The sequence below is a fragment of the Allobosea sp. 10N428 genome (assembly GCF_056394545.1).
The window spans coordinates 411,327-429,848 of record NZ_JBFTIC010000003.1 but is presented as its reverse complement, the minus strand read 5'-3'; the positions used below and the strand labels follow the sequence as shown (position 1 = coordinate 429,848).

At 64.5% G+C, this 18,522-nt stretch carries 13 protein-coding genes; 10 read left to right on the top strand and 3 right to left on the bottom strand.

The features are described from left to right. Nucleotides 1-2 precede the first annotated feature (2 nt). Nucleotides 3-2,156 (bottom strand): efflux RND transporter periplasmic adaptor subunit, encoded by a 2,154-nt coding sequence (locus AC1DDA_RS12330; RefSeq protein WP_476795951.1) that lies wholly within the window; start codon nucleotides 2,154-2,156, stop codon nucleotides 3-5. A 9-nt stretch (nucleotides 2,157-2,165) separates the two neighbouring features. Continuing rightward, nucleotides 2,166-4,085 (bottom strand): efflux RND transporter periplasmic adaptor subunit, encoded by a 1,920-nt coding sequence (locus AC1DDA_RS12325; RefSeq protein ID WP_476795950.1) that lies wholly within the window; start codon nucleotides 4,083-4,085, stop codon nucleotides 2,166-2,168. 246 nt (nucleotides 4,086-4,331) lie between these two features. Between AC1DDA_RS12325 and AC1DDA_RS12320 the strand changes: the two genes are divergently transcribed. Beyond that, nucleotides 4,332-5,285 (top strand): efflux RND transporter periplasmic adaptor subunit, encoded by a 954-nt coding sequence (locus AC1DDA_RS12320; protein ID WP_476795949.1) that lies wholly within the window; start codon nucleotides 4,332-4,334, stop codon nucleotides 5,283-5,285. 355 nt (nucleotides 5,286-5,640) lie between these two features. Continuing rightward, nucleotides 5,641-5,901 (top strand): PsiF family protein, encoded by a 261-nt coding sequence (locus tag AC1DDA_RS12315; RefSeq protein WP_476795948.1) that lies wholly within the window; start codon nucleotides 5,641-5,643, stop codon nucleotides 5,899-5,901. 232 nt (nucleotides 5,902-6,133) lie between these two features. Here the strand turns inward: AC1DDA_RS12315 and AC1DDA_RS12310 are convergent, their stop codons facing one another. After that, nucleotides 6,134-6,694: a type 1 glutamine amidotransferase domain-containing protein gene (locus AC1DDA_RS12310; protein ID WP_441514513.1), complete on the bottom strand. Its 561-nt coding sequence runs from the start codon at nucleotides 6,692-6,694 to the stop codon at nucleotides 6,134-6,136. A gap of 609 nt (nucleotides 6,695-7,303) precedes the next feature. Here AC1DDA_RS12310 and AC1DDA_RS12305 point away from each other — a divergent pair. From AC1DDA_RS12305 to metH, 8 genes are all read left to right on the top strand, one after another. Continuing rightward, nucleotides 7,304-8,098: an IclR family transcriptional regulator gene (locus tag AC1DDA_RS12305; protein WP_476795947.1), complete on the top strand. Its 795-nt coding sequence runs from the start codon at nucleotides 7,304-7,306 to the stop codon at nucleotides 8,096-8,098. 4 nt (nucleotides 8,099-8,102) lie between these two features. Then, a complete protein-coding gene (locus AC1DDA_RS12300; protein WP_476795946.1) occupies nucleotides 8,103-10,166 on the top strand; it encodes a hydantoinase/oxoprolinase family protein in 2,064 nt (687 codons plus the stop codon). 41 nt (nucleotides 10,167-10,207) lie between these two features. Continuing rightward, nucleotides 10,208-11,110 (top strand): hydantoinase B/oxoprolinase family protein, encoded by a 903-nt coding sequence (locus AC1DDA_RS12295; RefSeq protein WP_476795945.1) that lies wholly within the window; start codon nucleotides 10,208-10,210, stop codon nucleotides 11,108-11,110. Next, on the top strand, nucleotides 11,103-11,981 hold the full coding sequence (locus AC1DDA_RS12290) for a branched-chain amino acid ABC transporter permease (protein WP_476795944.1): 879 nt from the start codon (nucleotides 11,103-11,105) through the stop codon (nucleotides 11,979-11,981). The genes AC1DDA_RS12295 and AC1DDA_RS12290 overlap by 8 nt, the downstream gene beginning before the upstream one ends. Nucleotides 11,982-12,009: 28 nt before the next feature. Then, on the top strand, nucleotides 12,010-12,342 hold the full coding sequence (locus AC1DDA_RS12285) for a cupin domain-containing protein (protein WP_476779054.1): 333 nt from the start codon (nucleotides 12,010-12,012) through the stop codon (nucleotides 12,340-12,342). A 391-nt stretch (nucleotides 12,343-12,733) separates the two neighbouring features. Continuing rightward, entirely contained in the window at nucleotides 12,734-13,747 is a 1,014-nt protein-coding gene (locus AC1DDA_RS12280; RefSeq protein ID WP_476795943.1) for an ArsR/SmtB family transcription factor, read from the top strand. After that, entirely contained in the window at nucleotides 13,747-14,658 is a 912-nt protein-coding gene (metF, locus tag AC1DDA_RS12275; RefSeq protein WP_476795942.1) for a methylenetetrahydrofolate reductase [NAD(P)H], read from the top strand. Before AC1DDA_RS12280 ends, metF begins: the two co-directional genes overlap by 1 nt. A 5-nt stretch (nucleotides 14,659-14,663) precedes the next feature. Further along, complete coding sequence (gene metH, locus AC1DDA_RS12270) at nucleotides 14,664-18,416, top strand: methionine synthase (protein WP_476795941.1); 3,753 nt, start codon at nucleotides 14,664-14,666, stop codon at nucleotides 18,414-18,416. Nucleotides 18,417-18,522 lie beyond the last annotated feature (106 nt).

Here is an 18,522-nt window from a genome sequence, read left to right as displayed (position 1 = left end):
TCTCACATCTGCAGCCGGGACAGCAGCAATTGGCGCACACGACGCCACATCTGCCAGCCTATCGGCTCCCAGACATGATCGAAGCGCACATAGGCGCGGCTGCCAAATGCGGCCGGTGGCGTCGCTTCTGCGGACAATTCGACGTCAACCTGGAAAACACGTTGCAGCGTCCTGGTTCCTTGCGGGTCTGCCGGATCGACCGTGAGCGTGCCGCCGCCCGCACCCCCCAAGGCCCTGCTGGGGAGATTGTTGTGCCCCGCCGGAACTTCGCGAACGATTGTCGCCGGCAGAGTTTCATCGAGGCGCTCCGCGAGCTTGACCGTGACGCCGCGCAGTTGATGACGAAGGAGATCAATATCGTCCTGCCGGATCGTTGCGCGGATGATGCGCGCGTCATGGGGGAGCACGTAGCCGATCTGCAGACCCTCTCGCACAAAGCGCCCGGGCAGATCCTGCGATTTCATCACCGCGAAGATGCCATCGCTTTGACTGCGTACAATGAGGCGCGCCGCGCGGCTGGTTGCCGTCGCAAGTTCGGCGCGCGCTTGCCCCAGTTCCGTGGTTGTCGTCTCGGCCCGCATGCGATCGGCGAAGCGCTCGGTGGCAAGACGAATCTCGAGTTCAGCGACACGCGCCCGCAGGATTTCGAGTTCGGTCCTGGATGTGGGGTCCTCGCTTTCGATCAACGCATCGCCGACTCCCACCCTTTGGCCGGGCTCGACCAGGAAGCTGTGCACGAAACCGTCCGCTCCCGCGCGCACTATTGCGTGTTCCGGCAGCCAGACCACACCTTCAGTCGTGAAGTAGAGCGGCGCCGGGACCAGAAACAGGACGATCCCCACGGCCAGGATTGTGCCGAAGGTCGCAGTCATTGCGCGGTTGCGATTGCGATGAAGGCGCGGGCTTGTGAGCACCAGCCACAAGGCCTTGCCGATCGGCAATGCAATCCCCGTCAACAGACTCCAGATCGCAACCGCGATCCCCACAGCGAAATACTGGGAAGCGATGAACACGGCGATCGCAAGCATCACCGCTTGACGGTAGAGGAAGGCAGCGGGGCCGTAGATCAGGAACCAGATGCGCTCGCCATCCGTTGCAACGAATTCTCTCAATCCATCGGTGCGAAACACATATCGGTCGACCAGATAGCCCCAGTAGCGGGTAGCGCGCTGCGCAAGGTTCGGAATTTCCAGCAAGTCGGCAAGAATATAATAGCCGTCATAGCGCAGGAGCGGATTGCCGTTGAACACCAGGGTGGAAACACCTGCGACCACCATGGCGTTGAATGCCAGTGCGCGAGCAATTCCAGGCTCGACCGCAAGCCAGACATAGAGTGCAAGCGCGGCGATAAACACCTCGACGATCATTCCGGCCGCGCCGACAAGCGCGCGCTGCCATTTGCTGCGGAATCCCGATGCCGCCGAGGCATCGACATAGGGTAGCGGTGCAAATACCAGAAACATCACGCCGAACTCGTGCACGGCTCCCCCGAATGCCTTGACGGCAAATCCATGCCCGAATTCGTGCATGACCTTGAGCAGCAGATAGGTCAGGGCAAGCGGTACGATGTTGTCGGTGGCGAGGATACGGTCGGTGGCATCGGCACTGAGGTCTTGCCAGTGCTGCGCGGCCAGCAGCAGCGCCGGCAGCACCATGAGCAGCCACAATGCGGCTCCCGGGTGGCCAAACAGCCACCGGGCGATTGGCAGCGTGCGCTCTAAGAACTTGTCCGGGTGCCAGCACGGTATTCTCAGAGCCAGCGGATAGAGCATATTACCCAGCCACCGGGATCGTTCTGTTCGCGCGGCACGCTCCAGCAGCGCACTTGAATCGGGTGTTACCTCGGTCTGCAGCAAGTCGGATGCATTGAGTTCCGCCAATAACCGGATCACGTCGTCCTGACTCGGCGCCTCCTCGCCGAGCTTGGCTCCGATCTCATGCCAGAGCTGGTCGACAGTGCGCACTCCATCCATGGCGGCGATCATCATGCAGCTCGCCGGGGACAGGCGGTGTACGCGGCCGTTGGCATGATCGTGCACGACAAACCAGACATTGCCGCGATAGCGGTGGCGTAGGACCGAGGTGTGGTCGCGCAGCTTTGGCTTGCGGAGCGCGACGCGATACCAGGAGGAGCTCAGGAACGGGGCGACGGTCATGTCGGCGTCTCAGGGCAGGTACTTCCATGCAGTCAGGTTTAGCCAGTCGAAAACGGGGTGCATCCAGATCCAGACGAGCGAGCGTCGTCCGGTTGCGATCTTGGCGACGCCTTCCATCCCGGGGCGCAGACGCAGGCCAGGTTCCGACAGGCGCGCCTCGATCCGGAAGGAGTTGCGTCCCTCCTCGGCGACCGTCACCGGCGTGATCTTGCTCAAGATCAGCGGCAGCGGGCTGCCGGGTTGGCCGGCGAGGGCGACGGTGCCGCTCTGACCGACCGCGACATAACGCACGTCGCGCTCGTCGACCTGAACGATCAGGCGATAGGCATACAGCGGAGCGACTTCGAACAGAACCTTCCCCTTTTCCACCGGCGAGCCGAGCATCTGAGTCAGATCTCCCGACACGACGATGCCGTCGAAGGGCGCAAGGATGCGTGCTCGGATGAGCTTCTCGTCTGCGAGTGCCAACTGCGACTCGGCTTGGCGAATCTGCGGCTCAAGCAGGACAAAATTGTTGCGATCGTGCTTGGCGAGCGCTTCCCGATGCCGCTGCAGCAGCTTGTCGCGCTCAGCACGCCATTTCAGGCGCTCGAGAACGAGCTCGCGGTCCTCGAGCGCGACCAGGAGATCACCGCTCTGCACGGTATCGCCGGCGCGCACGGGAGCGGTCCGAATGTATCCGTCGAACGGAGCTATGGCCGCGCGTTGCAGCTCAGCTTCGAGCACCGATTTTGCGGTGATGCGATGCTCGCCATGCGCGAAAGCTGCGGTCAGCGTCAGCGCAGCCAGAGCGATGGCGCCGAGCTTGAAACCGGGTCGCCGTGGGCCGAACAGCGCATCGGCCCCGTCGCCAAGGCGATCGATCATGCGCCCCGTGACCCATCTGTTCGCTCGCAACTGCAGCCCGATTTGCGGCCCCAACAGAGCTGCGATGGTTTCCGCCAGCTGCAATGTATCCGTGGTGAAAGGCTCGGCGCGGTGGCGTTCGAAGGTGAGCGCGCCGATCGGCTCCCCGTGGTGGCCGTTCAGCACAACCGACATGGTCGTCGCGCCGACGGTTTTTGAGCCCTCCGCCAGCGCCTGATGAGCAATGTGCACGGCGTAGTCCATCACGGGCAGCAGCGGATAGGCGACGCAACGGCGTTGCTCGACCGCTTCATCCATCGCGTTCTCGATTGCATCCGCCACGCGGCTCTCATGTTTGAAGCTGGCGGAATGCGACATCGCCTGGAGGCGGACTGTGCCATCCCGCTTGACCACCCCCATCGATACGCGATCGCATCGCAGGCGCGTTGCAAGCTCATTGGCGATGCTAATCGCCGCCTCGGGCAGTCGCGGTCGTGCCCCGACGGTCGCGAGGAGATCGAGGCACGATGCGGCGCGCGCAACATCAAGCGAAAGATCCTTGGCGCGCCGCGCCCAAGGCAAGGTCTCGAGCCAGCCCGCGCCCCAGCGCAATTGTTCGGCAACCGTTTCCGGGGCGACGTCGGATGTGCCGGCGGTTGTCGTCAAGGCTAGGGCCGCGGCGGCGATTGGCGTGGTGGCGCCGAGCGGCAGGGCGACGACAAGGGCAACATGTTGCGCAGGGCTGGCTTCCGGGCCAACGCGACCGTGGGCTACGATGACACGGCGCTCCGCAAGAGCCTGTTCGGCGAGCCGAGAAAGATCGCCGACCTGAATGTCACGCGCTGGCCATGTCAGGGACAGGCATTGCGCGTCGGAAGCGACTGGTCGGATGAGCAGGAGACCGGCGGCAACGCCCGCGATGCGGCTGCATTGTAGAGCAAGCCAGGCTGAGCCAAACGCCGCTTCATTGCTCGCATCCAGCAGTCCGCGCCAGTGCGGCGCTGTGGACGGCTCTGCCGGTACCACATGCAACTGGGGCGCCGGTTCCGCATTCACCGCTCGGGCTCTGTCTGGCTCAGACATGCGTGGCGTCCAAAGCGCGTCGACAATGATACTGCCTGCACTACGGAGCGGCCGTTTTGCCGGGTCGCCCGACGAAGATGGGTAACGATGCTGACCTTGAGCCCGATTTCAGTTCGAAAACTGTGACCTGCCTGCAATCCCCGATGCAGTGTCTCGCAAATTCGGCTGCTGATCTTAGGCCTGCTTCTTTCAATGAGTCAAAGAGAGGTGTCGCGTGTTATAAGTGCAAAGCCAGTCGGAAGCTGCATGGCGGGATTACGTATGGCGGCATCAAATGGCACGGTATTCCATAGAATTCAGTGGCTTCGTTGCATCGCATGGTGTGCGTTGTGGCCGCTGGGGTCCTTCTTCCTGACCGCTTCTCCAGCGAGGCCGCAGACACCGGCAGTGCCGCCCGCCGCTGGACAAGAGTTCGAGTGTGTGATCGAGCCGCAGCAGGTCGTCAAACTCGCGAGCCCGGTGGTCGGCTTGATCGCACGCCTTGATGTCGACCGGGGCGATATCGTCCGGCAAGACCAAGTCGTCGGCAAGATCGAGGATGGCATTGAGGTGGCGAATCTGGCGCTCGCACGCGCGCGTGCGACCAATGATGCGGCAGTTAAATCAGCGGAAGCGCGGGTGCAATTTCTGCGCAGCAAGTACGATCGATTGGATAAGCTCCACAGTAGGGCGGTTAGTTCGCTTGCTTCTCTTCAGGAAACGGAGGCAGAAGTCGATGTTGCTGAGCAGCAACTTAAGGAGGCGCGGCTCAACTTAAATATCGCTCAGCTCGAAGTGGCCCACGCGGAAGAAGTATTGAATCAACGAACGCTGCGAAGCCCGATTGACGGCGTGGTGGTCGAGCGCCTCCTTGTTCCAGGCGAGTACCGTAACGACCAGAGTCCGGTTCTCACGCTCGCGCAGATCGATCCGTTGAGGGTTGAAGTCTTCGTGCCCTCCGCGTACTTCGGGCAAATTCGTATCGGCAGCAAGGCCGAGGTGCGTCCGGAGCAGCCGATCGGCGGTGTCCATACCGCGCTTGTTTCCGTGGTCGACCATGTGCTCGACGCCGCGAGCGGTACGTTCGGGATACGCTTGGCTTTGCCGAACCCGCATTTGACGCTGCCTGCAGGTATTCGCTGTAGAGTCACGTTCTCAATGCAGATTCCCAGCGCTCTCCCAGCCGTCGAAGCCAACGACATGCCGCCGAAGAAGAAGTAATTGTAGAGCGACAATATCGACATCTTCATCCTGCAAGGCGTGCCGAGGCATGTTCGCTCCGACAACGTCCAGAATTCATCACGAAGGCCGTACGGACACCTCGAAATGCGGCTTCCCTGAAGGGGCTTCTTGTGATTCCAGGGTGGTATCCGCACCTTCGTGAGGCCCATTTCGGAAACCGCCCTGACGGCTTCCGATGCCTATATGGCTGCTGCTACAGCAGTGCTGCCGAAGCCGAGCAAGTAAGCGGGAGCTGTTCAGTAGCCGTTCAACTCAATCGGCGCGATCATTAACGATCCGACAGCCGACCCGGCGACTGCCTGGACCCGATCCTCCGGGTTTGACGGACAACGCCATGAACCTCTCACGCAATCTGCTGCCGCTTGCCGCGCTCGCGATGATGACAGGCTTCGGCTTCGCGCAAACACCGGTGCAAATGAGCCCGGATACCAAGCCGGCCGTGACCTCGCCTGCGCCCGCGGCGCCTGCCAAGAAGGCCACAACAACCTCAAGTGAAAAAACCGCAAAGTCGAAGGCTTGCTCGGCGCAGGCTGATCAAAAGGGACTTCACGGCAAGGCCCGAAAGAGGTTCCGCGACGACTGCAAGCGGAGCTGACCAAATCGCCGCTGCCCGATTTGATGAAGTGCTTCGGCTTCTGCCCGATTTGATCGACGAAGCCTGGCGGCCAGCCTTCCCGCGAGGCGGATCCTCGCGGTGGGGATGCGTCAAGCTCGCGCCTCGTCGAGCTCTTAAAACCGGCCCCAGACCACGCAGCGCTCCCACCTGCATCGGTACGGCGGGACGGGCGAGCGCTCGTCCGTCAGCCTGGGGTCGGTGAGCCGGGATGCTATGCGGCCTTGCGGTCATGCCGCCCTTCGCGGACTTCCTCGATGATCTTGGCCACGAAGGCCGGCAGATCATCCGGCTTGCGGGAGGTTACGATGCCCTCATCCGTAATGACCTCGGCGTCCTGCCAATTGGCTCCCGCGTTGAGGAGATCCTGTTTGAGCGTCGGCCAGGAGGTTACCTTCCGGCCCTTGGCTATGCCGGTGTCGATGAGGAGCCACGGCCCGTGGCAGACTGCGGCGACGACCTTACCCTGATCGAAGAAAGTCTTGATCAGCGATAGCGCCTTGTCGTTGCCGCGCAAGGTATCGGGGTTCATCTGGCCGCCGGGGAGCACGATCGCATCATAGGCAGTGGCGTCGATCGCATCGAGCGCCTTGTCGACCTTGACCGCGCGCCCCCAGTCCTTCTTGTCCCAGCCCTTGATTTCGCCGCTCTCCGGTGAGGCGACCTGCACCGTTGCGCCAGCCTCCTTCAACTTCGCGAGCGGCACTTCGAGCTCGGACTGCTCGAAGCCGTTGGTGGCGAGAATGAGGATATTTTTGCCTGTTAGGGCACCCATGTGAAATCTCCTGTCCTGGGGCACTTCCAGATCAACAGAACAGGCTGCGATGCGTTCCAATGTTCACGCGCGGTGTCGTGGAGCTCATCCTGAATCGTTGAGGTTTCACGCTCTGACCGACCGCCGGTGACGTTCCATCGTTTTAGGACGGAAGTCTGCGAGCTGTACCCGCCGAAAAAGTGCTTTGGCGAGCTTTGTCATTAACTGTCGACCAGGTGGCGCTGCCGGCCTGAAGCAGGGCGCTATGCTTCGGATCCTCTTCATCCAGCGCCAATGGTGCACATCGGGCAACAAGGTATCCGGGATTCATTCGCTCACGTTCCTGATCGCGCCCGGCAAGGGAGTCCTTCACCTCGCTCCAGACGGCCTCGACGGCAGCAAAGGCCCGGGCGAGATCGGCAGGGTCGCTCAGCGATGAGAAGGGTATTTCTCCTCTCCCAAAGAAGTGGGCTGCGAGGAGATCGACCGATCATCGCGCCAACCCTAATGTTTGGCCGCCCCCGACATCGCGGTCTCGGCCGACACCTTGACAGGCAACTCGGTTCACCCATAGCATATCATATAATAAAATGGCATTTCATTATTCAAAACGAAATGCGAGGAACGCCTTTGTCGACAGAGCCGCCAAAAGCCAAGGGGAAGCCCGCGCCTGCCGGCACCAGCACGCTCGATCTCGCGCTTCACGCGGTCGACTACCTGGTGCAGCAGAGCCGCCCGGCTTCGCTCGCCCAGATCGCGGATGCCCTCTCGGCGTCGAAGGCGACGATCTATCGGCATCTGGTGACGCTGCAGCGTCATGGCTTCGTCCGCCAGGAGGCCGAGACGGGCCGTTACGAGGCGGGGATCAAGCTGATGATGCTGGGCGAAGCCCTGCGTCAGCGCTTCGATATCGTCAGCGCCGCGCGCGAGGAGCTGATGACCTTGCGCGACCACACCGGCCAGGCGGTCACCGTCTGCGCCGCGATCGACGACGAGCTGATCGTCCTCGAACTGATCCAGGGCCGCACGCTCATCGAATTCTCCACGCGGCCCGGCACACGGCTCGCCTTCCACGCCAGCGCCCACGGCAAGATCTGGCTCGCCTTCGGCTCGCAAGAGCGCACCGCCGCGATCGCCAGCGGCCCGCTCGAAGCCTGGACGCCGGCGACCATCGTTTCAACGCAAGCGCTGCTCGCCGAGGTCGACGCCGTTCGCGAGCGCGGCTGGGCCACCGCGCCGAACGAGGTCATCACCGGCGTCAACACGCTCGCCGCCCCCGTCTTCGACCACCGCAAGGTTCTCGTCGGCTCGATCGCCATCGTCGGCGCGACGCAGTTCATTCCGCCCGTTCCCGATCCCGAACAGATCCGTGAGGTCGTCGGCAGCGCCGCACGCATCTCGCGTGGCTTGACCTGGAAAGACTGAGAGCATGACCTATTCGCTGGCCGTCGATATCGGCGGCACCTTCACCGATATCGTCCTGCGGGACTCCCGCGGCGGACTCAGCGTCGACAAGACACTGACCACGCATCACGACCTGCTGGAAGGTTTCTTCCGCGGCGTCGACTCCGTTCTTGGCAAGGCCGGCATCGCCGCGGGCGCGGTCGATGGCGTGGTGGTCCATGCCACCACGGTCGTCACCAACGCGCTGATCGAACGCAAGGGCCTGCCGACGGCGCTCGTCGTCACTGAGGGCTTCAGCGACGTGCTCTCGATCCGCAACGAGCACCGCTACGACATGTACGACCCGCAGATCGAATTTCCCGAGCCGTTGGTCACGCGCGAACTGACCTTCGGCCTGAAGGAGCGTGTCCTCGCGGACGGCACGGTGACGCTTGCGCCGAACCCCCAGGAAATTGCGAGACTCGCGGCCGATATCCGGGCCAGCGGCGCGCGTGCCGTTGCGATCTGCTTCCTCAACAGCTTCGCCAACCCCGACAACGAGGCACTGGTCGCGGCCGCCCTGTCGCGCGAACTCAACGATGTCTTCATCTGCACCTCCTCGGAGGTCGCCCCGCAGATCCGCGAGTACCAGCGGGCATCGACGGCGACCGTGAACGCCTATGCGATGCCGATCTCGCAGCCCTATCTTAAGCGGCTGAGCGACCGGCTGCGCGTCGAGGGCTTCGCCAACACCCCGCTGATCATGCTGTCCTCGGGCGGCGTCGTCGGCGCCGAGACGGCGGGCCGCAACCCCGTCCGCATGATCGAGAGCGGACCTGCCGCGGGCGCGCTCGCGGCCTGTCACTATGCCGAACTCCTCGGCATCGACCGGCTGATGTCCTTCGACATGGGCGGCACCACCGCCAAGGCCTGCCTCATCGAAAACCGGACGCCGCTGATCACCGGGCTGTTCGAGGTCGACCGGCGCTACCGCTTCCGCGAGGGCAGCGGCCTGCCCGTCACCGTGCCCTCGATCGACCTGATCGAGATCGGTGCCGGCGGCGGCAGCATCGCCCATGTCGACGATCTCGGCCTGCTCAAGGTCGGCCCCGAAAGCGCCGGCTCCAACCCCGGCCCGGCCTGCTACGGCCGCAGCGGCCGCAACGCGACCGTCACCGATGCCGACCTCGTGCTCGGCCTGATTGATGCCGAGAACTTCCTCGGCGGCGACATGTCGCTCGACAAACCGGCCTGCGACGCCGCCATGACGCGGCTCGGCGAGGCGCTCGGCCTCAGCGCCGTCCAGGCCGCGCGCGGCATCTACCGCATCGTCACGGAAGCCATGGCCTCGGCAGCGCGGACCCATGCGACCGATCGCGGCGTCGATTATCGCGGCCTGCCGCTCTTCGCCTTCGGCGGTGCGGGACCACTCCATGCCTGCGGCGTCGCCGAATTGCTGCAGAGCACCAGCGTGATCGTACCGCCGCAATCGAGCGTGCTCTCGGCCTTCGGCACGCTCGTTACCCCCGTCCGGCTGGATCTCGTGCGCAGCGACCTGACGCGGATCGACCATCTCGACTGGGAGCGCGTCGACCGCGTTATCGGCGACCTGGAGAAGGAAGGGCTGACGGCGCTGGGCGAATCCGGCTGCGCGGCTGCCGACGTCACGATCCTGGTCGGCGCCGACATGCGCTATGTCGGCCAGCAGCACGAGGTCACGATCATCTTCGAGACCGATCCGCGTCAGAGCCGCGACGCCGCGGCGCTGACGGCCCAGTTCGAGGCGGCCTATCGCACGCTCTACGGCGTCAACCCCTCGCATGTCCCGATCGAGCTCGTGACCTGGCGTGTCGTCGCGCGGGGCCCCCTGCCGCATTTCGACGGCCAGGCCCGCGCGCGGATCGCGGCCGGCGCGCCGAAGCGCCACCGCCCCGTCCATGCCTGGGAGGATGGCCAGTCCGTGCCCGTCTATGAGCGTTCGACGCTCGCCACCGGCCAGTCCATCGCCGGCCCCGCCATCATCGAGGAGCGCGAAACCACGACCGCGCTGCCCCCCGGCTGGAGCGCGACGATCGACGCGCTCGGCTGCATCGTCGCCACGAAAGGTTAAGTCCGATGGCAAAATCACCTGGGATGGCGAAGTCACCTGAAATGGACGGAGTCGAACTCGAAATCCTCTGGTCGAACCTGATCGGCATCGTCACCGAGCGGGCCAAGGCGCTGCAGCGCATCGCCTTCAGTCCGATCGTGCGCGAGGCCGGCGACCTTGCCTGCGCGCTGTTCGATCAGCGCGGACGCATGGTGGTGCAGGCCAATACAGGCACGCCCGGCCATATCAACTCGCTCGCCTTCGCGGGCGCGCATCTGGTGCGGTTGTTCGAAGGCCGCTGCGAGCCGGGCGACGTGCTGATCACCAACGACCCCTGGCTCTCGGCCGGGCATTTCTTCGACATCACCATCCTGACGCCGATCTTCGACGGGAAGAAGCTGCTCGCCTATATCGGCTCGACCATCCACCACACCGATATCGGTGGCTATGGCATCGGCGCCGGCGCCCGCGACGTGCATGAGGAAGGCCTCTGGATTCCGCCGCTCAAGCTCTATGAGCGCGGCAAGCCCAGCGAAATGCTGCACGACATCATCCGCCGCAATGTCCGCACGCCCGATGCCGTCTTCGGCGATCTCTCGGCGCAGGTTTCGTCCGGCGAGGCAGCAGCCGATCACCTGATCACGCTGTGCGAGCGCTATGGTATCGACGACATCGAGGCCTTGTCGGATGAAATCATCGACCGTTCCGAGGAGGCGACCCGCAACGCCATCCGCAAACTGAAGCCGGGCACCTATCACGGCGAGGCGGTCTTCGACGTGCCCGGCGGCGAGGTCATCACCCTCAAGACTGCCGTCACGGTCGATGCCGAGACCGGGTCGATCATCGTCGATTTCGAGGGATCCTCGCCGCAGACCACGACCGGCATCAACGTGGTGCTGAATTACACCCACGCCTATTCGACCTTCGCGATCCGCTCGGCCACGCAGGAGGCGGCCCATGGCTGACTGGTCCTATATCCCGCAGGTGCTCGTCAGCGGGCTCGGCATCGGCTGCGTCTATGGGCTGATCGGCATCGGCTTCTGCGTCATCTACAACGCCAGCGGCATCGTGAACTTCGCCCAGGGCGCGTTCGTGATGCTCGGCGGCATGATCACCCAGGTGCTGTTCGCCCGGAACGGCATGCCGCTGCCGGTCGCCGCGCTGATCGCGATAGCGGCGGTCGCCATGCTCGGCGTCGCGATCGAGCGCGTCGTCGTCAGGCCCTTGTGGAACCGCAAGGCGACAATGTTCGTCATGATACTGGCGACGCTTGCCGCCCAGATCGTGATCGAACGCCTGACGTTGATCGCGGTCGGCGACCAGCCCAAGACCCTGCCCGTCTTCACCGACCGGCCGCCGCTGATGATCGGCTCCGTCGCGCTTGGCTACCAGCTCATCTGGATCGTCGGCGGGTCGCTCGCGATCGTCGGTCTGCTGGCCGCCTTCTTCGGTCTGACCCGCACCGGCAAGGCGATGCGCGCCTGCTCGATCAACCGGGAGGCAGCTGCCCTGCAAGGCATCCCAGTCTCGCGCATGCTGGCGCTCGCCTTTGCGCTGAGCGCAGCACTGGGGGCGATCGCCGGCATCCTGATCACGCCGACGCAGTACACCGCCTTCAATGTCGGCGTGCCCTTCGCGATCAGCGGCTTCATCGCCGCGATCGTCGGCGGCTTCGGGCGTCCCTTCGGCGCCTTCCTCGGGGGCTTGCTGCTCGGGCTACTGCAGGCGCTGGCCATCGTCGGCTTCGGTGCCGGGCTGAAGAACGTGGCGGCACTTTCGGTGCTGCTGCTGTTTCTGTTCATCCGGCCCTCGGGAATTCTCGGCGCGGCCAAGTAGAGATCCAAGCGACCATCGGAGAACCGGCATGGACATTCACAAGATCGACTGGAGCGGGATTCCCTGGACACCGGTCCGCCCGGGTGTGGACCGAAAGGCGTTTTCGGGCAGTGCCGCCACGCTGGCACTGCACCGGCTGATGCCTGGCCACGAGCCGAAGCCGCACACCCATCCCCATGAGCAGATCGCCTATATCGTCAGCGGCACGATCCGCTTCGTCATCGGCGGCGAGGAGCATCTGATCGGCCCTGGCGGGCTGGTCGTGATCCCGTCGAATGTCGAGCATTGGGGCGAGGTCGTCGGCGACGAGCCGGTGATCAATCTCGACGTGTTCACACCGCGCCGGCCCGAATACGCTTGAGCTGGATACTCATATGATTTTTCGTCAGTAACGGGCCGCCATTAGCGGAACTTGGCTCGCCGCCCGGAGGCGGACATTCCGGGGTCGGGCCAACTCATGCCAACCGCAGCATTCCTCGAAATGCGAGCGTCCAGCAGCTTCAGAGCATTAGCCTCGCTAGCAAGCGGCCTTAGGCTACTCATTCTCAAGGGAGATGCGGGGGATCCATGGCGCTTCGGCTCTCCAAGAGCAATCCATATAATTTTGATCATTTCGATGAGCGCTAAGCGATCCGACAATCGAGCGTTTCGATCACCGTCCTGTTTTCCGCACGACAATCCGCTTGCACGAACGCTGCTTCTGACATAAAGATATCTTTATATCTTTTTTCGGCGCTTCGGGAGGCGTTTGCGTGCGACAGCCGACGGCATTGTCTTCCGACGTGCTTCTCGCGGGCCTCAGGGCGGCGGGCGAGGAGACGCGCCTGCGCATCCTGGCGCTGCTGTCCGAGGGCGAGCTTTCGGTTTCCGACCTGACCGATATCCTCGGCCAATCGCAGCCGCGCATCTCGCGCCATCTCAAGCTGCTGGCCGAGGCCGGGCTGGTCCGGCGCTCGCGTGAGGGTGCCTGGGCCTTCTTCCGGCTCGATGAGACCGGGCCGGGCGGGGCCTTCGCGGCTTCGCTTGCCGCCTGGCTCGACCGCACTGATCCGGTCCTCGCGGCCGACCGCGAGAGGCTGGCCGCCGTGCGGGCTAACCGCGCCGAGGCGGCACAAAGCTATTTCGCCAGCGTCGCGCGCGACTGGGACCGTTTGCGCGGCCTGCATGTGCCCGACCATGTCGTCGAGGCGGCGGTCGAAGAGGCCGTCGGCGAGGGGACACCCGGCGCGATGCTTGATCTCGGCACCGGCACGGGCCGGATGCTGGAGCGGATCGCGCCGAAATACGGCCGCGCCGTCGGCGTTGACGCAAATCATGCGATGCTGGCGGTGGCGCGCGCCAATCTGGAGCGGGCGGGGCTGTCGCGCGTCGAGCTCCGGCAGGGCGATATCTATGCGCTGCCCTTCGCGCGCAATTCCTTCGACCTCGTCGTCGTCCATCAGGTGCTGCATTTCCTCGACGATCCCGGCCGGGCCGTGCGCGAGGCCGYGGCGATGCTGGCGCCGGGCGGGCGGCTGATCGTCGTCGACTTCGCCCCCCACGACATGGAATTCCTGCGGACCGAGCACGCCCATCGCCGGCTCGGCTTCTCTCGCCAGCAGATCGCCGGCTGGTTCACGGAGGCGGGTCTCGCCTGCGATCTTTCCCGCGAAGTCACCCTGGCCGATGGCGGCTCCGGGCAGTTGCCGGTCATGCTCTGGCGCGGGCGCGACCGGCGCGTCCAATCCGATCCACTGGTCCGTGCAATCAATCTCGAGGTTGCCTAATGAATGCCTTTCGCCCCAGCCGGCACGGTTCGCGCCGTCCCCGCGTCTCCTTCGAATTCTTCCCACCCAAGACGGCGGAGATGGAGGTCGCGCTGTGGGAGAGCGTGCGCCGGCTCGAGCCGCTCTCGCCAGCCTTCGTCTCGGTGACCTATGGCGCCGGCGGCTCGACCCGCGAGCGCACCCACGCCACGGTCAAGCGCATGGTCGAGGAGACCGCGCTGAAGCCGGCGGCGCATCTCACCTGCGTCTCGGCCTCGAAGGCCGAGGTCGACGAGGTCATCCGCTCCTATTGGGATGCCGGCGTGCGCCATGTCGTGGCGCTGCGCGGGGATCCGGCCGGCGGCCTCGGCACCACCTATGAGCCGCACCCGGACGGCTATCACCAGACCTCGGACCTCGTCGCGGGCCTGAAGCGCATCGGCGATTTCGAGATCACGGTCTCGGCCTATCCCGAGAAGCACCCGGAAGCGGCCTCGCTCGATGCCGATATCGATGCGCTCTGGAAGAAGGTCGATGCCGGCGCGACGCGGGCGATCACCCAGTTCTTCTTCGATAACGACGTCTATTTCCGCTATCTCGACAAGGTCCGTGCGCGCGGCATCGAGATCCCGATCCTGCCCGGCATCGTGCCGGTGCAAAACTTCAAGCAGACTGCGAATTTCGCGCGCAAGACCGGCGCCAGCGTGCCGCAATGGCTGGCCGACCGCTTCGAAGGTCTGGAGGACGACGTGGCGACGCGCCGTCTGGTCGCCGCGGCTGTCTGCGCCGAGCAGGTGCTCGACCTGATCGACCGCGGCGCCACCGATCTGCATTTCTACACGATGAACAAGGCTGACCTCGTCTACGCCATCTGCCATCTCGTCGGCCTCAAGCCCGAGAAGCCGGCGGCGCAGGCCGTGGCGGCGGAGTAAGCCTGATGTCCGACTACAAGCCAGCCCCCGTCGACGGCGCCGAGATCGAGCGTTCGCTGCGCCAAGCCGCGCGTGAGCGCATTCTCGTGCTCGACGGCGCGATGGGCACGCAGATCCAGGATCTGAAACTCTCCGAGGCGGATTTCCGTGGCGAGCGCTTCAAGGGCTTCAACCACGACCTCAAGGGCAACAACGACATCATCGCGCTGACCCAGCCCGAGGCGCTGCGCGACATCCATCTCGCCTATTTCCGGGCTGGCGCCGATATCGTCGAGACCAACACCTTCTCCGGCACCTCGATCGCCCAGGCCGATTACGGCATGGAGGCGTATGTCTACGAGCTGAACGTCGAATGCTCGCGCATCGCCCGCGATGCTGCCGCGATCGCGCAGAAAGAGGACGGGCGCCGCCGCTATGTCGCGGGTGCCATCGGCCCGACCAACCGCACGCTCTCGATCTCGCCCGACGTCAACAATCCCGGCTTCCGCGCCGTGACCTTCGATCAGGTGCGCGATTCCTATGCCGAGCAGGTGAGGGGGCTGATCGACGGCGGCTCGGAACTGCTGCTGATCGAGACGATCTTCGATACGCTCAACGCCAAGGCGGCGATCGTCGCGATCGAGCAGGTCTATCGCGAGAAGGGCATCCGCCTGCCGGTGATGATCTCCGGCACGATCACCGATCTCTCTGGCCGCACGCTCTCCGGCCAGACGGTCGAGGCGTTCTGGAACGCGGTGCGCCACGCGGCGCCGCTGACCGTCGGCCTCAACTGCGCGCTCGGGGCACGCGAGATGCGGGCGCATATCAAGGACATGTCGCGCGTGGCGGACACGCTGATCTGCGCCTATCCGAATGCCGGCCTGCCCAACGAATTCGGCCTCTATGACGAACGGCCGGAGGCGACCGCCAAGATGCTGGCCGAGTTCGCCGATGCCGGCTTCGTCAATGTCGTCGGTGGCTGCTGCGGCACCACGCCCGGACATATTCAGGCGATCGCTGAGGCCGTTGCCGGCAAGACGCCGCGCCAGATTCCCGAGACGAAGCCCTATCTGCGCCTCGCCGGGCTGGAGCCGTTTACGCTCGACGAGACCATTCCCTTCGTCAATGTCGGCGAGCGCACCAACGTCACCGGCTCGGCCAAGTTCCGGAAGCTCATCACCAATGGCGACTATGCCGCCGCGCTCGACGTGGCGCGCGACCAGGTCGCCAATGGGGCGCAGGTCATCGACATCAACATGGATGAGGGCCTGCTCGATTCCGAGAAGGCGATGACCGAGTTCTGCAACCTGATCGCCTCGGAGCCGGATATCAGCCGCGTTCCAATCATGGTCGATTCCTCGAAATTCCATGTCATTGAGGCCGGGCTGAAGACGATCCAGGGCAAGCCGATCGTCAACTCGATCTCGATGAAGGAGGGCGAGGCCGCCTTCCTGGACCATGCCCGCATCTGCCGCAATTATGGCGCGGCTGTCGTCGTCATGGCCTTTGACGAGACCGGCCAAGCCGACACCTATGCCCGCAAGATCGAGATCTGCACGCGGGCCTACAAGCTCCTGACCGAGGAGATCGGCTTTCCGCCGGAGGACATCATCTTCGATCCGAACATCTTCGCGGTGGCGACGGGCATCGAGGAGCACGACAACTACGGCAACGACTTCATCGACGCGACGCGCGCGATCCGCGAGACGCTGCCGCATGCCCACATCTCGGGCGGCGTCTCGAACCTGTCCTTCTCCTTCCGGGGGAATGAGAAGGTGCGTGAAGCCATGCACTCCGTGTTCCTGTACCACGCCATCAGGGCGGGCATGGATATGGGCATCGTCAATGCGGGCCAGCTCGGCTCCTATGACGATCTCGATCCGGAGCTGCGCGAGCTCTGCGAGGATGTCGTCCTCAATCGCCGCAAGGACTCGACCGAGCGGCTGCTGGAGGCGGCGCCGCGCTTCAAGGGCGACGGCTCCGTCGCGGCTTCAGGCAAGGATCTCGCCTGGCGCGAGCTGCCGGTCGAGAAGCGGCTGGAACATGCGCTCGTCGCTGGCATCACCGAGTTCATCGATATCGATACCGAAGAGGCCCGGCTCAAGGCCGACAAGCCGCTGCACGTCATCGAAGGGCCGCTGATGGCCGGCATGAACGTGGTCGGAGACCTGTTCGGCGCCGGCAAGATGTTCCTGCCGCAGGTGGTGAAGTCTGCCCGCGTGATGAAGCAGGCCGTGGCCTATCTCATGCCCTATATGGAGGAGGAGAAGCGCCTCAATGGCGGCTCCGAGCGCTCGGCCGCCGGCAAGGTGCTGATGGCGACGGTGAAGGGCGATGTCCACGACATCGGCAAGAACATCGTCGGCGTCGTGCTCCAGTGCAATAATTACGAGGTCATCGACCTCGGCGTGATGGTGCCGACGCAGAAGATCCTCGAGACGGCGCGCAAGGAGAATGTCGACATCATCGGCCTCTCCGGGCTGATCACGCCCTCGCTCGACGAGATGGTCACCGTCGCCTCCGAGATGGAGCGCGAGGGCTTTGACATCCCGCTGTTGATCGGCGGGGCGACCACCAGCCGCGTCCACACCGCAGTGAAGATCCACCCGGCGTACGAGAAGGGGCAGACGGTCTATGTCACCGACGCCTCGCGCGCGGTTGGCGTGGTCTCAAGCCTGCTCTCGCAGGACCAGAAGCCGGCCTATGTCGACGGGCTCAAGGCCGAGTACGCCAAGGTTGCCGACGCGCATCGCCGCTCGGAGGCCGACAAGCAGCGCCTGCCGCTGGCCAAAGCCCGCGCCAACGCCTTCAAGCCGGATTGGGCGAGTTACGTGCCGCCGAAGCCGAGCTTCTTCGGCACGCGCGTCTTCCGCACCTACGACATCGCCGATCTCGTGCCGGTGATCGACTGGACGCCCTTCTTCCAGACCTGGGAGCTGAAGGGCCGCTTCCCCGCGATCCTGCAGGATGAGAAGCAGGGCGAGGCAGCGCGCGCACTCTGGGACGATGCGCAGACGATGCTGAAGCGCGTCGTCGAGGAGCGCTGGTTCAACCCGAAGGCGGTGATCGGCTTCTGGCCGGCGAACGCCGTCGGCGATGACATCCGCCTCTATACCGGCGAGAGCCGGCAGGAGACGCTCGCGACCTTCCACGGCCTGCGCCAGCAGCTCTCGAAGCGCGACGGCAAGCCGAACATGTGCATCTCCGACTTCGTCGCGCCGGAGGGTGGAGCTCCCGATTACATCGGAGCCTTCGTCGTCACGGCGGGCGCGGAGGAGGAGCGCATTTCCGAGAAATTCGCGCGCGACAATGACGACTACCGCTCGATCATGGTCAAAGCGCTGGCCGACCGTTTCGCGGAAGCCTTCGCCGAGCGCATGCACCAGCTCGTGCGCAAGGAATTCTGGGGCTATGCGCCGGACGAAGCCTTCACCAACGAGGATCTGATCCGCGAGGAATATCGCGGCATCCGCCCGGCGCCGGGCTATCCGGCCCAGCCCGACCACACCGAGAAGGCGACGCTCTTCCGGCTGCTGGAGGCGGAGCGGCGCGTCGGCGTCAAGCTGACCGAGAGCTATGCGATGTGGCCGGGCTCCTCGGTCTCCGGGCTCTATCTCGCCCATCCCGACGCCTATTATTTTGGCGTCGCCAAGGTCGAGCGCGATCAGGCCGAGGACTATGCCGCGCGCAAGGGCATGAGCGTGGAGGAGGTCGAGCGCTGGCTCGCGCCGATCCTCAACTACGATACCGCGGCCTATCGGCTGCAGGCTGCGGAGTAGGGAGGGGCGGCCAGGCCGGCGGTCGTCGATTTCTACAGATGGCGTTTGTTGAATTTCCGGCCCTACTCGTATAACCGAGCTGGGCCGGGCTGTCCGGCACCCCTAT